Source organism: Streptomyces sp. NPDC005393 (assembly GCF_040606675.1).
GTDB lineage: Bacteria > Actinomycetota > Actinomycetes > Streptomycetales > Streptomycetaceae > Streptomyces.
In genome coordinates this window covers 1-17,868 of sequence record NZ_JBEXFG010000024.1, presented here as the reverse complement: position 1 = coordinate 17,868, position 17,868 = coordinate 1, and the positions used below count along the sequence as shown (strand labels likewise).

Below are 17,868 nucleotides of genomic sequence, written 5' to 3'. Positions count from 1 at the left end.
CCCAAGGTCGCTCCCAGCTTCCCGAAGCAGCTCGACCCGTTCGAAGCCCTCTCCACCACACGCCGCACGCGGCAGCAGAGGCCGACCCGATGACGGTCGCCACCGCGCTCTCTGCAGGGCGCGGCTGGCTATCGACCGACAGCCCGGCACGGTCACGGTGCCCCCGTGGAGCCGTACGAGGTATGGGCACCCACGGCCGACGGATTATGAGTCGCTAGATTTTACTCTGGCTCACTCCGGGACGCTCTGACCCGCTTCCGTGTGTCCAGGTCAGTTCACCGTCAGGTGACGACAGATAACCGGCGTGTCTTATTCCGGCCTCTCCTGTCTCAGCAGGCACATCCTTCACTTGCATGCGTCAGTGAGTCCTGACCACGAAAGGAAGAATGATCACGCAAATCGCCCGACGGCTCCTCGTGGGGGTCGCAGCAGCGTCCTTAGGCATTCTTGGCATGTCAGCGGTACCGACGCAGGCCGCCGAAACCCCGAAGACAGGCCCCTTGTCGGCGGCGCCAGCACAAGCACCCACAGGTCAGTGGAAGGTACGTACCTCGTTCTTCGCGAAGGACGGCACAGACGTGCCTCTACGGGAAGGGACCACCAACTGGGGGTACAAGCACATCCAGCACAGTCATCCGGAGCCAGATAGCTCCCTGTACGGCTGGATAGATGAGACCCTTGACAATGGGACGCCCAAGCCTGACCACAATGACCCGACCAAGCGCGTCGTCAGGTGGCGCTTGGCCAAGGGCGTGATGTTCAGGGTGGTCTTCTCTGAAAGGGTGTACAGCGATTCTCACGACGGTCGACCTAGGGGCATAATAACGGCATTCAAAGAATCCTGAGTGGCTATCAGTCGAGGGGATTGCCAGTGGAACGCACACCGCGCCGCGAGCTGAGTCCAGAAGAGTGGCTTGCACAGTTTCAGCGAGCCGCAGAAGCCAGCATGCGCAGCCAGTTCGCCACGGAAGAAGATCGTGGCACTTTGCGCGAACTGGCCTTCGACAGCCGCGAGGACGGTGTCTGGGCGACTGTGACCTTTTCCATGGACAGTCATCCCGGGATCACCTTCGTCCGAAACCAAAGAGTTGTGCCGGATTTGAGCGAGGAGGGGGATCCGGACTTCGCAGCGATGCTATTCGGAACCCACTTGATCGAGTGGTTCTACACTGAGGCCAGGAGAAGGACCCCTGACGCCGATGGCGTCATTCGGAACTGAGCTGCGGCTCGACAACCAAGCTCACCGGTTCGCTGTAGTCTTGGTGGCTGCCGCTTCATTCGGCATCCCCGGTCCGACTGGTGCCTGTGGCCTGTGCGGGTGCCCGCTCGGTTCCTCTCCCTCGAACGCTGGCAGTCGCGGCTACCGGTGCATGCCGAGTACGGCGCAGCGTCCGGGTGGGAGGGCAAGAAGGGCCTGCGGAAGATCACCTCCGCCGCCACTATGCACCGCATCAACGACACCCTCAGCTCAGCACTCTCCTGGGGGATCAAGCGTGAACAGGCGTTCGCCAGGAACTGGGCCCAGCTCGTGGAGCTGCCAACGGCTACCCGGCCGAAGCCGCTCGTCTGGACACCCGAGCGCATCGCGCACTGGAAGCGCACCTGCGAGAAACCCGGCCCGATCTTGGTCTGGACACCAGAGCTGACCGGCCAGTTCCTCGACTTCGTGAAGGACGACTGGCTCTACGAGCTGTGGCACAGCTTCATCTTCCTCGGCCCCCGCCGCGGCGAGATGGCCGCGCTGCCCTGGACGGAGATCAGCACCGATGCCCTCTGGTTGCGCATCTCCCAGCAGATCGTGGAGGTCGCATACGAGCTGTACGGCGAAGCGCCGAAGGCCGATAGCGTGCGCACCCTGTCCCTGAGCCTGGAGTCCGGCGACAACCTGGTCAGCTTTCGCGCGAAGCAGGAGCAGAAGCACCAGGAGTGGGGAGACGCCTACGTCGAGGCCGGCCGGGTGTGGACGCACGAGAACGGCGAGGCGCTGCACCCCGACTGGATCTCCCGCCGCTTCACCCGCCTCGTGGAGCTGTCCGGCCTTCCCGCCGGTCCGCCTGCACGACCTGCGTCACCTCGCGGCCACCCTGTCTCTGCTCGCCGGTACCGACATCAAGGTGGTCCAGGAGAAGCTGGGCCACTCCTCGCGCCAGATCACCTCCGACACCTACACCAGCGTGCTGCCCGGGATGATGCGGGCCGAGGCCGAATCGGTGATGACCGTTGTTCGCCGCGACGTCCCCTTCGTGGTGCGTACCCCGCTGGCGACCCCGAGAGGGCCTGGCAGGGCGACATCGCCGTGTTCTTCGCCCACGGCGCACGGCAGTCGGGGGACAACTGGTGCGTTGGAGCGCAGCCCCAACCCGACTCCGATCTCCTCGGCATGATCACCCTTGCTGGCCGGGGCCAGGACGACGCCGCCAACGCGGCCGTGAAGTGGATACGTGACCACTGCGCTGTGAACGACCTGGAGCTGGTCCGGGTCGAGAACTTCAACGACCGGTACCCGGAGGAACAGCAAGCGGACTTCTCGCTCACCCGCTTCACGATCGCCCGCTCCGAATCCCCGGGCCTGGACGGCTGGGCCTTGCCGACGGGCATGCCACCCGTAGCGGCCCGGACCGCCCGCCGGGCACCGAACAAGCGCCGCACGGCGGCGTGAGGGCTCCTCTGTCCCCTGATCCGTCCCCGCGTCCCCTGCGTGTCCCCTGGATCTTGGTCTGAACGGATGAACGGGGGCCGCCGCTGTAGAGCGGCGACCCCCGTTCTCACGTTTCCGCAGGTAGAAAGTGTTCTACATGCGTAGTGCGTCGGTGGGGCGGGTGGGACTCGAACCCACGGCCGACGGATTATGAGTCCGCTGCTCTAACCGGCTGAGCTACCGCCCCGTAACGGCGCGTCGCACACATCTGCGTGCGCCGTCTGCCGCAGCATAGCCGCTCATACGATCTGTTGCTTCGGGGGGCCGATGGTGGGCACCCCCATGCCTTCGATCAGGGCGTGGATCACTGCGCGGGCATGAAAAAGGGCCCCTGCGGGGCCCTCTTCAGCTGCTCCCCCGACTGGACTCGAACCAGTAACCCTCCGGTTAACAGCCGAATGCTCTGCCAATTGAGCTACAGGGGACCGAGCTCCCCCGACTGGACTCGAACCAGTAACCTGCCGGTTAACAGCCGGCTGCTCTGCCAATTGAGCTACAGGGGATTGCTCCGTGTGCCTCGACCGCGACCTCGTCCGGTGCTCCCGGACGGCGTGCGCTCGCTGCGACACATACATTAGCGCAAGCAGGGGGGTGCTCCGCCAATCGGTATCCCCGCAGGTGTCGCCGGATGATCTGCGGGTGATCTGCGGGTGATCTGCGGCGCCGGTGGGTAGGCGCGCAGCACGACCCCGGGGTCCGACGTGAAGGACAACGAAGAAGGGCAGGTCGATGCGCTACCGGCTGACGTTCATGACCGGGATGGCTGTGGGTTACGTACTCGGCGCGCGGGCCGGCCGCGAGCGGTACGAGCAGTTGCACAAGTGGGCGCAGCGGCTCGCGCAGAATCCGGCCGTCCGTAATACGGCCGAGTCGGCCGCGCACGGGGGCCGGCAGGCCGCCGTGAAGGCACTGGAGAAGGTCCGGCCGCTGCGGGAGCGGATCGGGCAGCGTGAGGAGCGGGGCATGGAGGAGGACGACTGGGGCACCAGTAACACCTAGCCTCCGCGGTGGCATGATCTGGTCCATGGGGATAGTCGCCGGGTTGGACAGTTCGTCCGAGAGCACACGAATCGTCGTCTGTGACACGGATACGGGTGCCGTGCTCAAACAGGGGTACGCCCCGCATCCGGCCGGCGGCGCCGATATGGATCCGCAGGCGTGGCTGATGTCCCTCGGCGAGGCCGCCGAGGGCGGGCTGCTGGAGGGGGTGCAGGCCATCGGCGTCTCGGCGCAGCAGCACGGGCTGCTCGCGCTGGACGCGGGCGGGGTGCTGGTGCGTCCCGCACTGGTGGGCAACGACAAGCGCGCGCAGGCCGCGGCCGCCGACCTCGTCGAGGCGCTCGGCGGCCGCACCGCGTGGGCCCAGGCCGTCGGCGCCGTGCCGACCGCCTCCCAGGCGGTGTCCAAGCTGCGCTGGCTGGCGCGGGCCGAGCCGGACGCGGCGCATCGCGTGGCCGAGCTGATGCAGCCGCACGACTGGCTGGTGTGGCAGCTGCTGGGGCGGCCGATGCGGCGTACGACCGACCGCGGTACGGCCTCCAGCAGCGGCTACTGGTCGGCGGCGACCGGCTCCTGGCGCCCCGATCTGGTCCATCTGGCGCTTGGCCATCAGGTGCGGCTGCCGGAGGTCATCGGCCCGGCCGACGCCGCCGGGCACACCCCCGAGGGGCTGCTGATCTCCGCCGGGACGGGCGAGACCATGGCGGCGGCCTTCGGGCTGGGCGTCGGGCTCGGCGACGCGGTGATCTCGCTCGGGGCCTCGGGCTCGGTCTTCTCGGTCCACCACGAGGCGCTGGCCGACCCGACGGGCACGATCCTGTCGTACGCGGACGCCACCGGGATGCATCTGCCCGTCGTGCACACGCTCAACGCCGTGCGGGTGCTGCGCGGCGCGACGGAGCTGCTCGGCACCGATCTGGAGGGGCTCTCCGCGCTCGCGATGAAGTCCACGCCCGGTGCGTACGGGCTGGTGCTGCTGCCGTATCTGGAGGGCGAGCGGACGCCCTATCTGCCGCATACGGCCGGCACGCTGACCGGGCTGCGGCGCGAGTCCATGAAGCCGGAGCATCTGGCGCGGGCCGCGTTCGAGGGGATGCTGTGCGGGCTGGCGGACGCGCTGGATGTGCTGCGCGGCCGTGGGGTCCAGGTGCGGCGGGTGTTCCTGCTGGGGCCCGCGGCCGATCTGCAGGCCGTCCGGGCGATCGCGCCGGCGCTGCTGGGGGCGCAGGTGGTCGTCCCGCAGCCCGCGGACTACACCGCCCTGGGCGCGGCCCGGCAGGCCGCCTGGGCGCTGGGCGTCTCGCACGGCACCCACTCGCCACACGATCCCCCGCGGTGGCCCGCGGCGGCCAGCCAGGTCTTCGAGCCGGGGGACGAACGGGCGGTGGGGCAGGCGGTGCGGCAGCAGTACGTGTCGGTACGGGAGCAGACGCATCCCGGGGCCTTCGACGCCTAGGCCAGGCCTGGTCCGGACGGCTAGTCCAGATAGCCCCGTAGCTGATCGGCGAAGGCGTGGTCGCGGAGCTTATTGAGCGTTTTCGACTCGATCTGGCGGATCCGCTCCCGGGTCACACCGAAGATCCGGCCGATCTCCTCCAGGGTGCGCGGGCGGCCGTCGGCCAGTCCGTAGCGCAGCTGGACGACCTTGCGCTCGCGCTCGCCGAGGGTCGAGAGCACGGCCTCCAGATGCTCGCGGAGCAGGAGGAACGCCGCGGACTCGACCGGGGACGCGGCGTCGCCGTCCTCGATGAGGTCGCCGAGGGCGACATCGTCCTCCTCGCCCACCGGAGCGTGCAGCGACACCGGCTCCTGGGCCAGCCGCAGGACCTCGCTCACCCGCTCCGGGGCGAGGTCGAGATGGGCCGCGACCTCCTCGGGAGTGGGTTCGTAGCCGCGCTCCTGGAGCATCCGGCGCTGTACCCGGACGACCCGGTTGATCAGCTCCACGACGTGGACCGGGACCCGGATCGTACGGGCCTGGTCGGCGAGGGCGCGGGACATGGCCTGGCGGATCCACCAGGTCGCGTACGTCGAGAACTTGTACCCGCGGGCGTAGTCGAACTTCTCGACCGCGCGGATCAGACCGAGATTGCCCTCCTGGACCAGGTCGAGCATGGTCAGGCCGCGGCCGATGTAGCGCTTGGCGACGGAGACGACGAGGCGGAGGTTCGCCTCGATCAGCCGGCGCTTGGCCATCCGGCCCAGGACCACCAACCGGTCGAGGTCCAGGGCGAGTTGGCTGTCGAGGTCGGGGGTGGTGCCGAGCTTCTCCTCGGCGAACAGGCCCGCCTCGACCCGGCGGGCCAGCTCGACCTCCTCGGCCGCGGAGAGCAGCGGGATCCGGCCGATCTCGCGGAGGTACTGGCGGAAGAGGTCGGAGGAGGGGCCGCTGGTGTCGGGCCGTACGGGCGCCTCCACGGGCTCGGGCTCGGGCTCGACCGCCGCCTCGGGTTCGGCCCGCGTCCCGGGCTCGGCCGCCGCCTCGGGTTCGGGCTCGGGCTCGACCGCCGCCTCGGGCTCCGCGGTGCCGTCGGACGGCGTGGGGTCCACGGCGGCGTCCGGACCGGCGTCCGGACCGGGCGCCTCGGGGTGCGCGGGCACCGGCGGCGCGGCCGGCGCGGCGCCGGGTGGACGGGGGGACAGAGGATGCGGCGGCGCGGCGGGGGCCGCGTCGGTGAGGGTCTGGGTCTGCACGGGGGCGACCTCCAGGGTGATCGCTGCTGAGGCGGCAGAACGATCGGGTACGGCTGCGGCGGCCGGGCCGCCGTCCGTCCCGTACATCATGAGCGGATCTGCGGGGGATTCCGGCCCTTCCTGGCCAACACCGCCGCGCTCCGAGGACTCAGGCACCGCACCCCAGTGTGGGGTACGACACAGGCCCGCCACGAGGGGCGTGCGGGGACTTTCTGCTCAGCGGGCCGTGACCGTACGACTACCCGGCGCCTACAGCGCCGCCCCGACCCGGCCCCCAGCCGGCCCCCGCGAGCCGGAAACGGCTGGCCGGAACCCGCTTACAGCGCCGTGGCCCCCCGGTCGCGCAGCGACCGGCCGTACTGCTGCAGGACCCACAGCTCGTTCTGCACGGCGGCGAGGTGGGCGGGGTCCGCGTGCTGCCCGAGGCGCTGGAAGGTGCCCTGGATCTCCGTGATGCGGTGGTTGACCGCCGCCAACCGAACCCTCACCAGCTGCTCACCCGCGTACGCCTCGTCCGCCTCGCGCCGACTGGGCGTACGCAGCGGCTCGACTGCCAGCTCGGTGACCAGCGCGCGCACCGTGTCGTCGGGCGCTGCGTCGCGCACGCGTGCCAGATAGTCGGTGTCGGCAGAGCCCACTCCGCCCGCGCTCTCGATCACACTACGCACGGCCGCGTACGGCGGGGCGGTGAACTCGTCCATGCCGTAGGCGTCGAACGCCGGAGAGACCAGCTCGGGGCGCTGCAGCGCGAGCTTGAGCAGCTCGCGCTCGACACGGTGGGCGGGGCTGCGGAGGTTCAGGGCGGGGCCGCGCGGAGGCGCCGGGGCGTCCTGGTGCGGCGCGGACCCCGACCGCTGGTGCCGCTGGCCGCCGCGGCCCTCCGCGCCACGGCCGCGCGGATCACCACCGCGCGCGTCACCACCGCGCTGATCGCCGCCCCGGCCGCGCTCGCGCGCCCAGCGCGCCAGCTGGCCGACGCGGCGCACCACGAACTGCGTGTCCATGATCCCGAGCAGCCCCGCGAGGTGGACCGCCGACTCGTGCTGGATGGAGCTGTTCTTGATCCCGGCGACGACGGGCGCCGCCTCCTCCAGCGCGGCGGCGCGCCCCACCGCCGTATCCAGGTTGTGCCGCGCGATGATCTGCCGGATCGCGAACTCGAAGAGCTGGGTGCGGCTCTCGACCAGCGACTTGACCGCCACATCGCCCTCCGCGAGCCGCAGCTCGCACGGGTCCATCCCGCCCGGGGTGATCGCGATATACGTCTCGGCGGCGAACTTCTGGTCGTCCTCGAAGGCACGCAGGGCCGCCTTCTGCCCGGCCGCGTCGCCGTCGAAGGTGAAGACGACCTCGGCGCCCGAATTGTCCATCAGCAGCCGACGCAGGATCTTGATGTGATCGCCGCCGAAGGCGGTGCCGCAGGTGGCGATGGCGGTGGTCACGCCCGCGAGATGGCACGCCATGACGTCCGTATAGCCCTCGACCACGACGGCCTGGCTGGTCTTGGCGATGTCCTTCTTGGCCAGATCGATGCCGTACAGGACATGGGACTTCTTGTAGAGCGGGGTCTCGGGGGTGTTGAGGTACTTCGGGCCGTTGTCGTCGTCGCGCAGCTTGCGGGCGCCGAAGCCGACGACCTCGCCGGTGATGTCCCGGATCGGCCACATCAGCCGGCCCCGGAACCGGTCGATCGGGCCGCGGCGGCCGTCCTGGGCGAGGCCGGAGAGGATCAGCTCCTTGTCCGTGAAGCCGCGGCCGCGCAGAAACCGGATGAGATGGTCCCAGCCGGCCGGGCTGTAGCCGACGCCGAAGTGCTGGGCCGCGGCCTGGTCGAAGCCGCGCTCGGCGAGGAACTTCCGGCCGATCTCCGCCTCGGGGCCGTCCAGCTGCTCGGCGTAGAACTGCGCGGCGGCCTTGTTGGCCTCGACCAGGCGGGTGCGCTCGCCCTGCTGGCGGCCGGGGGTGTAGCCGCCCTCCTCGTAGCGCAGGGTGATCCCGGCCTGGGAGGCCAGCCGCTCGATGGTCTCGGCGAAGGAGAGGTGGTCGATCTTCATGACGAAGTCGACGGTGTCGCCGCCCTCCTGGCAGCCGAAGCAGTAGAAGAGCCCCTTGCTGGGGCTGATCTGGAACGACGGGGACTTCTCGTCGTGGAAGGGGCACAGGCCCTTGAGATTGCCACCGCCCGCGTTCCGCAGCTGGAGGTAGTCGGATACGACGGCGTCGATCGGGACCGCGTCCCGCACCGCCTTGACGTCGTCATCGTTGATCCTGCCTGCCACGCGTGAATTCTACGGCCGGGGTACGACACGGCTGTCCCTGCCGTACCCCGGCCGGTGCGCTTAAGGCAGCAGGGAGGTCAGCGGGACGGACGGGTCGGCCAGGGCCCCCGGGTCCAGCTGGGCGCCGCTGCGGATGAGCCGCTGGATGGGCTCGGTGACGTCCCAGACGTTCACGTTCATACCGGCCAGCAGACGGCCCTCGCTCAGCCAGAAGGCGATGAACTGCCGCTTGCCGACATCGCCGCGCACCAGGACCTGGTCGTACGAGCCGGGCGGGGCGTAGCCGGAGTACTCCAGCCCGACGTCGTACTGGTCGGAGAAGAAATACGGCACCCGGTCGTACGAGACGTCCTGGCCGAGCATCGCGCGGGCGGCCGCCGGGCCGCCGTTCAGGGCGTTGGCCCAGTGCTCGACGCGCAGCCGGGCGCTCGGCGGCAGGGCGCCCCGTACCGGGGTGCCCTCCAGGAACGCGAGCGGGGCCGAGGCGGCGTCGCCCGCCGCGAAGATGTCCGGGTCGCTGGTGCGCAGCGCGGCGTCCACCGCGATGCCGCCACCTGCCGCGCGGTCCACCACCTCAAGCCCCGCGGCCTCGGCGAGGGCGGTGCGCGGGGCGGCGCCGATGGCGGCCAGGACGCTGTGGGCGGGGTGCTCCTCGCCGTCGTCGGTGAGGGCGGCCAGCACCATGCCGTCCTGGCCGATGATCTCGGTGAGCCGGGCGCCGAAGTGGAAGCGGACGCCGTGCTCGGCGTGGAGGTCGGCGAAGAGGGCGCCGAGCTCGGGGCCGAGGACGGGGTGGAGCGGGGTCGGCTCGGGCTCGATGATGGTCACCTCGGCGCCGTAGCCGCGCGCGGCGGCCGCGACCTCCAGCCCGATCCAGCCCGCGCCCGCGATGACCAGCTGGCCGTTGTCACGGCCGAGGGTGGCGAGGACGCCCTTCAGCCGCTCGGCGTGGGCGAGCCGGCGCAGATGGTGGACCCCGGCCAGATCGGTGCCGGGGATGTCGAGGCGGCGCGGCTCGGCGCCGGTGGCGAGCAGCAGCCGGTCGTAGTTGATCCGGGTGCCGTCGCCGAGCGTCACGGCCTTGGCGGCGCGGTCCAGATGGACGGCGGGCTGGCCGAGATGGAGCTCGATATCGGCCTGGGCGTACCAGCCGGGCTCGTGGACGAAGACGCTGTCGCGCTCCTGGCTGCCGGTGAGAAAGCCCTTGGACAGCGGGGGCCGCTCATAGGGGTGGTCGCGCTCGTCACAGATCAGGATCACCCGGCCGGTGAAACCCTCCGCTCGAAGGGTTTCCGCGGCTTTCGCCCCGGCCAGACCCCCTCCGACGATGACGAACGTCTGGTGTGCGTCGACCACTTGTCTCCTCCTCGCTGCCGAGCGGTGCCTCAGTGTTTGCTTACCCCTGTCGCGTTAGCCAAAAGGAGCCTCCCGCACCAGACGTGCGGCGGGAAGGGCCCGGGGGGTCACGGGTGGTGGGTCAGATGGGCGTGGAGGGTGCGGGCCGAGGCGTCCGTGAGGGCGGCGATCTGGTCGACGATCGCACGGAGGCGGGCCGTGTCGTCCTCCGCAGCGTCGTAGAGGGCGCGGAACTGGGGGTCGAGGCCCTCGGGGGCGCGGGCGATGAGGGCCTCGCCCAGCTCGGCGAGGACGACGCGCTGGTCGGCGCGGACCAGCTCCTGGTCGACGCGCTGGATGACGTACCGGTCGGCGACCGCCTTGAGCACCGCGCACTCCAGCCGGGTGGCGCGGGGCACCACCAGCTCGGCGGCGTAGCGGGTGAAGCGGCCCGTGCCGTACGCGGCGCGGGTGGCGCCCTCGGCGGCGAGGCAGAAGCGGCCGATGAGCTGGCTGGTGGCGTCCTTGAGGCGGGCCTGTGCGACGGACGAGCCGTCGTAGCCGTGCGGCCACCACTCCTGGTCGAGCAGCCGGTCCAGCGCCTCGGCCAGCTCGTCCGGCTCGGCGCCCGGCGCGTAGCGGTCGGCGGCGACGGCGAAGACTTCGCGCCGCTCGACCTCCGCGAGCAGGCTGTTCGGGTCGAGATGGCCGGCGTGCAGCCCGTCCTCGACGTCGTGCACCGAGTAGGCGACGTCGTCGGACCAGTCCATGACCTGGGCCTCGAAGGTCGTACGGCCCTCGGGAGCGCCGTGCCGGAACCAGTCGAAGACCGGGATGTCCTCCTGGTAGACCCCGAACTTCCGGGAGCCGGGCTCGCGGGGGTGGCCGCCGCGCGGCCAGGGGTACTTGGTGGCGGCGTCGAGGGCGGCGCGGGTGAGGTTGAGGCCGACGCTCATCTGCTCGCCGGTCTCCGCGTCGGGGACGAACCGCTTCGGTTCGAGGCGGGCGAGCAGCCGCAGCGACTGGGCGTTCCCCTCGAAGCCGCCGCATGGCTCGGCGATCTCGTTGAGCACCTGCTCGCCGTTGTGGCCGAACGGCGGATGGCCGAGGTCATGGGCGAGGCAGGCCGTCTCCACCAGGTCCGGGTCACAGCCGAGGGCGGCCCCCAGCTCCCGGCCCACCTGGGCGCATTCCAGGGAGTGGGTCAGCCGGGTGCGCGGCGTGGCGTCCCAGGCCGGGGCGCGCCCGGCCGGTCCGGGGTCGGTGGCCGGGGCCGCGGCCACGACCTGCGTCTTCCCGGCCAGCCTGCGCAGGGCGGCGGAGTGCAGCACCCGGGCCCGGTCGCGCTGGAAGGCGGTCCGGCCCGGCCGCTTGTCGGGCTCGGGCGCCCAGCGCTCGAGGTCCGCCGCCTCATAGCCGGGGATCCGGCTGGCACCGGCCTCCCCGCCCGCGCCGGATGGGCCCCCGGATGTGTGAGGGCTTCCAAACGTACGGGACGGATCGGGCTCGGGACGTGCGGTGCGGGTCATACACCGACGGTAGCCGCCGGGTGTGACAGGGGAGCAGAGGTGAGGGCCTGTTCGTATCGGTGGAGCACGAGCCGGGCCATGGCCGGGTGCGCGCCGAGCGGAGCCGCCGCGATCCCCGGGGCGGCGCCCGCGCACTGGGTGGCGAAGCGGCCGGGCGCGGCGAAGTAGGAGGCCACCGCGGTGGGCTCACGGCCGAGCGCGGCCAGGGCCCGTATCGCCTCGGGCACGGTGGGCCCGGAGCCGGAGGCGTAGCCGGGCAGGACGGGTACGCCGCCGAGCCGGGCGCTGAGCAGGGCGGCGGTCCGGGCCGCGTCGACCGCCGCGTCCGGGTCGCGCGAGCCCGCCGCGGCCAGGACGACGCCCGCCCCGGGCGGGACCACGCCCCGCCGGCCCGCCTCGGCCAGCCGCGCGTGCAGCGCCTCGGCGAGCAGCGGATGCGGGCCGAGCGGGGCGGCGATGCGGGCGGTGAGATGGGGAGCGGCGGCGACGGCGCTCGGGATGTCCTGCTTGATGTGATATCCGCGGCCGAGGAGCAGCGGCACCACAACGGCCTCGCCGCGCAGCGCGGCGAGCGTGTCGGCGAGCAGCGGCTGGTTCAGCTCGATATGGCCGATGCGGACGGGCACGTCGGGGCGGAGCGCGCGGACGTGGCCCATGAGCGCGGTCACGGTGCGCGGCGCCGCGGGATCCCGGCTGCCGTGGGCTACGGCGACGAGGGTGGGCGGGCGGTCGCGCGGGGCGTGGTGGCCGCCGCGCCGCGCGCCGCTGAGCCCCAGGTGGCTGAGCTGGGTGGTGAGCTGTGCGGTGATCTGGGTCACGAGCTGCGCCGTGCTGTCGAAGTCAAAGGGGCCGGGGTGGTTCGACGCCGTCATAAAGAGAGCCTGGCAGGGTCGGATTGCGCGGCCGTTGCGCCGCCGTGACGGGTGGTTGCGCCGACTTCACAGCCCGCGCCGCACCGCGCTGAGGTCGCCCTGTCGCCGGGGCTCCGCCCCCGGATCCCGTGGGCCGGGGGCGCCCGCACCGCGCGGTTTCGGTCGCGCCGAAGATGGTCCGGAAGACAGGGCCTCATGGTCCGGACAGGGCCTAGTGGTGCCAGGCCGTGCCGCCCACGTTATCGATCATCCGCTGGAGGACCTTCAGCACGGCCACGTACTCCTCGTCCGGGATCCCGTCGTGGATCCGATCCCGCATCGCCCCCTGCCGCTCCGCCACCCGCTCGCGGAGCGCGCGGCCCTCGTCCGTCAGCCGCAGCCGCTTCTCGTCGTCGGTCGTGAGCAGGCCACGGGTCAGGAGGGCGTCGATCTCGGGTTCGAGGTCGGCGCCCACGTCCAGATAGCCCTCGAGGACGGCCCGCACCTCCGCACGGGACCGGCCGTCCTCGCCGCCGTCGAGGACCTGGCCCAGCACCCACCACTGGGGCTGGCTGAGGCCGAAGTCCGACAGCCCGGCGCGGATGTAGGTCACGATCGCCTTATGGGCGGCCCAGCTCCAGTAGCCGATCGGCTGCCGGATCAGTTCGGCGTCGCTGTGCGAGTACTCCATGGTCTGGTCCCGTCCTCACGTCCGTCTCGTCCTTCTGATCACGAACGTAGAAGTTGAACCAAAGGTGAGGTCAAGCGTCGAGCTCCTTGAGATACGCCGCCCGCGTCCCCTCGTCCAGGAAGGCCGCGCGGAAGGAGTTACGGGCCAGCGTGCGCAGCGTCGCCTCGTCGAGGCCGAGCGCGTCCCGTACGGCGGTGAAGTTGTCGTCCGCGTAGCCGCCGAAGTAGGCGGGATCATCCGAGTTGACCGTCACCAGCAGACCGGCGTCGAGCATGGCGGGCAGCGGGTGGTCCTCCAGCCGGTCGACGACGCGCAGCCGGACGTTCGACAGGGGGCAGACGGTCAGCGGGGTCTGGTCGGCGACCAGCCGGGCCACCAGCGCGTCGTCCTCCAGGCACCGTACGCCGTGGTCGATACGGTCCACGCCGAGGATGTCCAGCGCCTCCCACACATACGCGGGCGGCCCCTCCTCCCCCGCGTGCGCGACGCACTTCAGCCCGGCCTCCCGGGCCCGCGCGTACACCTCGCGGAACTTCGACGGCGGATTGCCGACCTCGGCCGAGTCGAGGCCGACGGCGGCGATCCGGTCCAGGTGGGGACGGGCCGCCTCGAAGGTCTCCAGGGCCGACTCGGCACTCTTGTCGCGCAGGAAGCACATGATGAGGCGGGTGGTGATGCCGTACATCTCCTCGGCGGCGTCCAGCGCCCGCGTGAGCCCGCCGATGACCGTGCCGATCTCGACGCCGCGCGCGGTGTGGGCCTGCGGGTCGAAGAAGATCTCGGCGTGCCGGACGCCCTGCTCACCGGCGCGGGCCAGATAGGCGTTGGTCAGATCCGCGAAGTCGTCCTCGGTGCGCAGGACGGCCATCAGCGCGTAGTAGAGGTCCAGGAAGTCCTGGAGATCGCTGAACGAGTACGCGGCCCGCAGCTCGCCCTGGGTGGCATACGGCAGCTCGACCCCATTGCGCTCGGCGAGCGCGAAGGCGAGATCGGGCTCCAGGGTGCCCTCGATGTGGAGATGGAGCTCGGCTTTGGGGATCGGAGGCACGGCTGGGATCACACCTGTTTCTCGGTGGTACGGAACGACTCCCAAGGCTAAGCGGCAGCGGGCGCATCACTCGTCAGGGGGAACGCGAACAGATGGCGCATACCGGCTGCGGTCCGCCTCTACGGTGAGGGTGACAGTACGCTCTGTAGCAGACGGAGGACACGCTGACCGGTGTACCTCGTGTTCGACATGCGGGCCGAGGAGATCACGGCCTTCTCGAACCCGTCGGACCACGGCCACCTCGCCCGGCTGACCGTCCCGTTCGGCAAGCCGCTACCCATCCCCTCCCCGTTCGATTCGTCACCCCCATGAAGCCCGCGAGGGAGGAAACCGCCGAGTAACTCGGTGCAACCGCGGCGCCCCGCGGCGGCGTCACACAGCGCGACCGTGTTGGTGAGGCCGAGGGGGACGCATGCTCAGGTGGGCGCGGGTGCGATTGCCGCGTACGCGGCGGGGGCGGCGGCGGGCGGTGTGGGCGGCGGTGCTGGTGTGTGTGGTCGCGCTGCTGCCCGCGACCTGGCTGCGGCTGAGCACGGACGACCGGGTGCGTACGGTCGCGGACGTGCCCTCGGCGCCGGTCGGGGTGGTCTTCGGGGCGGGGCTGTGGAACGGCGAGCCGTCGCCGTATCTGGCGCACCGGCTGGACGCCGCCGTACGGCTGTACCGGGGCGGCACGGTGCGGGCGCTGCTGGTCACCGGGGACAACAGCCGGCATGACTACGACGAACCGGACGCGATGCGCGCCTACCTGGTCAAGCACGGGGTCCCGGACCGGCGGATCGTGCGCGACTACGCGGGCTTCGACACCTGGGACTCGTGCAGCCGCGCCCGGCGGGTGTTCGGGGTGCACCGGGCGGTGCTGGTGAGCCAGGGGTTCCATATCCGCCGGGCGCTGGCGCTGTGCGGGGCGGCGGGTATCGACGCGTACGGGGTGGCGGTCGACGAGCCGCACGACGCGACGTGGGACTTCGGCGGGCTGCGGGAGACCATGGCGGCGAGCAAGGCGGCGCTCGATGCGGCGTTCCGGCCGGATCCGCGCTTTCTCGGGCCGCGCGAGCGAGGGGTGGACAGGGCACTGGCGGGGTCCGGGGGCGGGGGCGGGGCCGGGTGAAGCGGGCCGTCAGCCGATCGTCGTCTCCGTCACCACCCACGCCAGATAGTCCTCGCTCCCGTTCACAATCGGGGTCGCGATGACCTCGGGCGTCTCGTAGTCGTGCGTCTCGCGGATATGCGCCTCCAGCTCGTCGTACCGCGCCGCGGTCGTCTTGAAGAGCACCTGCCACTCCGCCGCGGTCTCGATCGCCCCCTCCCACCGGTACACGGACGTCACCGGCTGGCTGATCTGCGCACAGGCCGCCAGCCGCGCCTCGATGGCCCCGCGCGCCATCGCCTCGGCCTTCTCGGGGGTGTCGGTGGTGGTCAGTACGGTCAAGTAGTCGGCCACTGCGGCTCAGCCTCTCTCCAGGACGTGCCCCTGCGAACTGGCGCCCACCACGCTAGCCGGTGAGGATTGAGGGAACCCGCCGACGATCAGACCGGACCGATCGAGGGGCACTCATGGATGACCTCACCACGCTCGCGCGCCACCATCTGGACCACGCCAAGGCCGACCCGCACGGGCGCAGCGCGCATCTGTTCCTGCACGACGGGCCGCTGCGGCAGAGCGTGATCGCCATGGTCTCCGGCTGTGAGACCGACGAGCACAACGCGCCCCCCGCGGCGAGCCTGCAGGTGCTGCACGGGCATGTGCGGCTGATCGGTGAGGACGGCGGCCATTTCGACATCATCGCGGGGCAGGTGGAGCGCGTCCCGCACGAGCGGCACGCGATGCTCGCGGTGGAGGACTCCGTAGTAGTGCTGACGGCGGTGACCGCGACACCGGGCTGCCCCTCCCCCTACGAGGACACGGCCACCACCTGACGCCGGCGCCGGGCTCAGTAGTCGCTGCCCCCACCGCCACCACAGGAGTGGTGACCGGCGCCGGAATCGCCGCCCCCGTGCGAGCCGAAGTCCGAGCCGTAGTCCGAGCCGTAGTCCGAGTCGTAGTCCGAGTCGAGGGCCCTGCCCATGCGGATCAGGCGGCGGCCGAGGCCGGACGGGATGGGTATCGCATCCCTGACGGTGCGGCGCAGAACCGGGTCCGGGAGGGCGGCGGGACCGTCGAAGACATATACGGGGAGCGCCCCGTCCTCCTTGGCCGTCTGCACGTGGCGCCGGCCCGCGGCGGTGAGGCGTTGCCGGGAACGGGTGAGCAGGCTGTAGGAGACGAGTCGGCGCCCGATCTCCTCCGTCTCGGGACCGCTCAGCAGCATGGTGAGCACGAACCTCACTCGCTTCCGGTACGGGCAGAGCTCGGTGAGCGCGCGCTCGACCGGATGGTCGGCCCGCGTTTTCCCGGCGCGCACCCGAGAACGTTGGACCGTGACGATGCCTCGCTCGTGGAGCGCGATGAGGGCAGTTTCGGCCACGCGCAGGGGCCCGCCCGCCAGATAAGCGATCTCGTACAGGTCCAGCGTCCGCGGCTCGGTCGAGGCAGAGCGCCGAAATATGGTTCGCATGGGAATGCCCCCGTCCATCCGACTGATTCCTTGCTGCCGGTGGTGTCAGTATTGTCCGGCCGGTGGGGCATGAATCCTGACCGGCGGGACTTCAGAGGAAGACTTGAGCCAGGCAACACACTCTAACCGCCACCGACTTGCGGGAAGGTGCACCCGAAATGATCAGGCCTCACCCCACCCACTGGTCGTAACCCAACTTGCACACCAGCGAGACCACAACCACCACCAACACCCCCCGCACAAAGCCACTCCCCCGCTTCAGGGCCATCCGCGCCCCCACCATCCCGCCCACCAGGTTGAAACACGCCAGCACCGCCGCCAGCCGCCACAGCACCGTGCCCTGCAGGCCGAACGTGATCAGCGCACCCGCATTCGTGCAGACGTTGACCACCTTCGCCGTCGCCGACGACGTCACCAGGTCCATCCCCAGCGTCGCCGCGAGGGCGATGACCAGGAAGGTGCCGGTGCCCGGGCCGATCAGGCCGTCGTAGAAGCCGATGCCGAGGCCCACCGCCAGGATGGCGGTGAGGATGCGGTGCCGGGACAGGGGGCCGGTCAGGGCGGGGGCCGTGCCGAAGGTGGGGCGGAGGAGGATGAAGGCCAGCACGGTCAGCAGCACGACCATGATGAGCGGCCGGAGCACCCCGCTGTCGATTCCGGAAGCAAGTGAGGCCCCGGCGAGGGAGCCGACGGCGGCGGCCACGCCGATCCGGACGGCGATCCGGACATCCACCGGGGCCTTACGGGTGTAGGTGACGGCCGCGCCCGTCGTACCGCAGATGGCGACCGCCTTATTGGTGCCGAGGATGAACGTGGGCGGTAGCTGCCCGAGTCCGACCAGCAGCGCGGGGAGCAGCAGCAGACCCCCACCTCCCACCACGGCGTCGATCCAGCCGGCCGCCCCTGCGGCCAGGCAGAGCAGGAGCAACGTCATCAGGGGTATGTCAGGCATGATCAGGAGCCTAGAGCGGCCGTTGACTTCCTCCCCCGCCTAAAGGCGGGGGATTCCAGCGGTCGCCCGCTGGGGTTCCTGCTTCACCGACGACCGCCCCGTCCGGGAGGACTCCCGTTGAGGTCTTACACCGTCTCCACAGGCAGACGCCGCCAGCCCGGCGGCGAGAATATTGCGAGCCGCGTTCACGTCGCGGTCATGCACGGCGCCGCAGTCGCACGTCCACTCACGGAC

At 71.0% G+C, this 17,868-nt stretch carries 19 protein-coding genes and 3 tRNA genes; 8 read left to right on the top strand and 14 right to left on the bottom strand.

Annotated features, from left to right (window positions below; genetic code table 11):
* The first annotated feature begins 386 nt into the window (after positions 1-386).
* The 3 genes from ABZS71_RS20570 (at position 387) to ABZS71_RS20560 (ending at position 2,384) form a co-directional block, all read left to right on the top strand.
* A complete protein-coding gene (locus ABZS71_RS20570; protein WP_356212029.1) occupies positions 387-845 on the top strand; it encodes a hypothetical protein in 459 nt (152 codons plus the stop codon).
* 26 nt (positions 846-871) lie between these two features.
* The gene (locus tag ABZS71_RS20565) at positions 872-1,219 is read left to right on the top strand and encodes a hypothetical protein (protein WP_356212027.1); all 348 of its coding nucleotides are present in this window, start codon (positions 872-874) and stop codon (positions 1,217-1,219) included.
* A gap of 835 nt (positions 1,220-2,054) precedes the next feature.
* Positions 2,055-2,384: a tyrosine-type recombinase/integrase gene (locus tag ABZS71_RS20560; protein ID WP_356212202.1), complete on the top strand. Its 330-nt coding sequence runs from the start codon at positions 2,055-2,057 to the stop codon at positions 2,382-2,384.
* Between the two features lie 427 nt (positions 2,385-2,811).
* Here the strand turns inward: ABZS71_RS20560 and ABZS71_RS20555 are convergent.
* The 3 genes from ABZS71_RS20555 to ABZS71_RS20545 all read right to left on the bottom strand — a co-directional run bounded on the left by ABZS71_RS20555 (position 2,812) and on the right by ABZS71_RS20545 (position 3,201).
* Positions 2,812-2,885: transfer RNA gene (locus tag ABZS71_RS20555), tRNA-Ile, on the bottom strand.
* Between the two features lie 165 nt (positions 2,886-3,050).
* Positions 3,051-3,123, bottom strand: a tRNA-Asn gene (locus ABZS71_RS20550).
* Positions 3,124-3,128: 5 nt separating this feature from the next.
* A tRNA-Asn gene (locus ABZS71_RS20545) sits at positions 3,129-3,201 on the bottom strand.
* 226 nt (positions 3,202-3,427) lie between these two features.
* On the opposite strand from ABZS71_RS20545, the gene ABZS71_RS20540 reads away from it, so the two are divergent.
* Both ABZS71_RS20540 and ABZS71_RS20535 read left to right on the top strand, forming a co-directional pair.
* Entirely contained in the window at positions 3,428-3,697 is a 270-nt protein-coding gene (locus ABZS71_RS20540) for a YtxH domain-containing protein (protein ID WP_356212025.1), read from the top strand.
* A gap of 25 nt (positions 3,698-3,722) precedes the next feature.
* Positions 3,723-5,153 carry an FGGY family carbohydrate kinase gene (locus tag ABZS71_RS20535; RefSeq protein WP_355860168.1) on the top strand — a complete coding sequence of 477 codons (1,431 nt, stop codon included), beginning with the start codon at positions 3,723-3,725 and terminating at the stop codon, positions 5,151-5,153.
* A gap of 20 nt (positions 5,154-5,173) precedes the next feature.
* Here the strand turns inward: ABZS71_RS20535 and ABZS71_RS20530 are convergent, their stop codons facing one another.
* The 7 genes from ABZS71_RS20530 to ABZS71_RS20500 form a co-directional block, all read right to left on the bottom strand.
* On the bottom strand, positions 5,174-6,547 hold the full coding sequence (locus tag ABZS71_RS20530; RefSeq protein ID WP_356212022.1) for an RNA polymerase sigma factor: 1,374 nt from the start codon (positions 6,545-6,547) through the stop codon (positions 5,174-5,176).
* Between the two features lie 161 nt (positions 6,548-6,708).
* Positions 6,709-8,670, bottom strand: coding sequence for a DNA primase (dnaG, locus tag ABZS71_RS20525; protein ID WP_356212019.1), 1,962 nt, complete (start codon positions 8,668-8,670; stop codon positions 6,709-6,711).
* A 60-nt stretch (positions 8,671-8,730) separates the two neighbouring features.
* Positions 8,731-10,026: an FAD-dependent oxidoreductase gene (locus tag ABZS71_RS20520; protein ID WP_356212016.1), complete on the bottom strand. Its 1,296-nt coding sequence runs from the start codon at positions 10,024-10,026 to the stop codon at positions 8,731-8,733.
* A 107-nt stretch (positions 10,027-10,133) separates the two neighbouring features.
* Complete coding sequence (locus ABZS71_RS20515; RefSeq protein WP_356212013.1) at positions 10,134-11,534, bottom strand: deoxyguanosinetriphosphate triphosphohydrolase; 1,401 nt, start codon at positions 11,532-11,534, stop codon at positions 10,134-10,136.
* Positions 11,531-12,406: a sirohydrochlorin chelatase gene (locus ABZS71_RS20510; RefSeq protein ID WP_356212010.1), complete on the bottom strand. Its 876-nt coding sequence runs from the start codon at positions 12,404-12,406 to the stop codon at positions 11,531-11,533. The genes ABZS71_RS20515 and ABZS71_RS20510 overlap by 4 nt, the downstream gene beginning before the upstream one ends.
* A 211-nt stretch (positions 12,407-12,617) precedes the next feature.
* Complete coding sequence (locus tag ABZS71_RS20505; RefSeq protein ID WP_356212007.1) at positions 12,618-13,076, bottom strand: MarR family winged helix-turn-helix transcriptional regulator; 459 nt, start codon at positions 13,074-13,076, stop codon at positions 12,618-12,620.
* A gap of 70 nt (positions 13,077-13,146) precedes the next feature.
* A complete protein-coding gene (locus ABZS71_RS20500) occupies positions 13,147-14,124 on the bottom strand; it encodes an adenosine deaminase (RefSeq protein WP_355855731.1) in 978 nt (325 codons plus the stop codon).
* A gap of 171 nt (positions 14,125-14,295) precedes the next feature.
* Here ABZS71_RS20500 and ABZS71_RS20495 point away from each other — a divergent pair, with 171 nt between their 5' ends.
* Positions 14,296-14,436 carry a hypothetical protein gene (locus ABZS71_RS20495; protein ID WP_356212004.1) on the top strand — a complete coding sequence of 47 codons (141 nt, stop codon included), beginning with the start codon at positions 14,296-14,298 and terminating at the stop codon, positions 14,434-14,436.
* A gap of 100 nt (positions 14,437-14,536) precedes the next feature.
* Complete coding sequence (locus ABZS71_RS20490; protein WP_356212001.1) at positions 14,537-15,235, top strand: ElyC/SanA/YdcF family protein; 699 nt, start codon at positions 14,537-14,539, stop codon at positions 15,233-15,235.
* A 9-nt stretch (positions 15,236-15,244) separates the two neighbouring features.
* Here ABZS71_RS20490 and cutA read toward each other — a convergent pair whose 3' ends face one another.
* On the bottom strand, positions 15,245-15,568 hold the full coding sequence (gene cutA, locus ABZS71_RS20485) for a divalent-cation tolerance protein CutA (RefSeq protein ID WP_355855722.1): 324 nt from the start codon (positions 15,566-15,568) through the stop codon (positions 15,245-15,247).
* A 113-nt stretch (positions 15,569-15,681) separates the two neighbouring features.
* Here cutA and ABZS71_RS20480 point away from each other — a divergent pair, with 113 nt between their 5' ends.
* Positions 15,682-16,044, top strand: coding sequence for a cupin (locus ABZS71_RS20480; RefSeq protein WP_355855719.1), 363 nt, complete (start codon positions 15,682-15,684; stop codon positions 16,042-16,044).
* 14 nt (positions 16,045-16,058) lie between these two features.
* On the opposite strand, the gene ABZS71_RS20475 is transcribed toward ABZS71_RS20480, so the two are convergent.
* From ABZS71_RS20475 to ABZS71_RS20465, 3 genes are all read right to left on the bottom strand, one after another.
* Positions 16,059-16,682, bottom strand: coding sequence for a TIGR04222 domain-containing membrane protein (locus ABZS71_RS20475; protein ID WP_356211998.1), 624 nt, complete (start codon positions 16,680-16,682; stop codon positions 16,059-16,061).
* A gap of 169 nt (positions 16,683-16,851) precedes the next feature.
* Positions 16,852-17,634, bottom strand: coding sequence for a TSUP family transporter (locus ABZS71_RS20470; RefSeq protein WP_355855713.1), 783 nt, complete (start codon positions 17,632-17,634; stop codon positions 16,852-16,854).
* Between the two features lie 39 nt (positions 17,635-17,673).
* A partial coding sequence (locus tag ABZS71_RS20465) for a zinc ribbon domain-containing protein (protein ID WP_356211995.1) occupies positions 17,674-17,868 on the bottom strand: 195 nt, incomplete at its 5' end.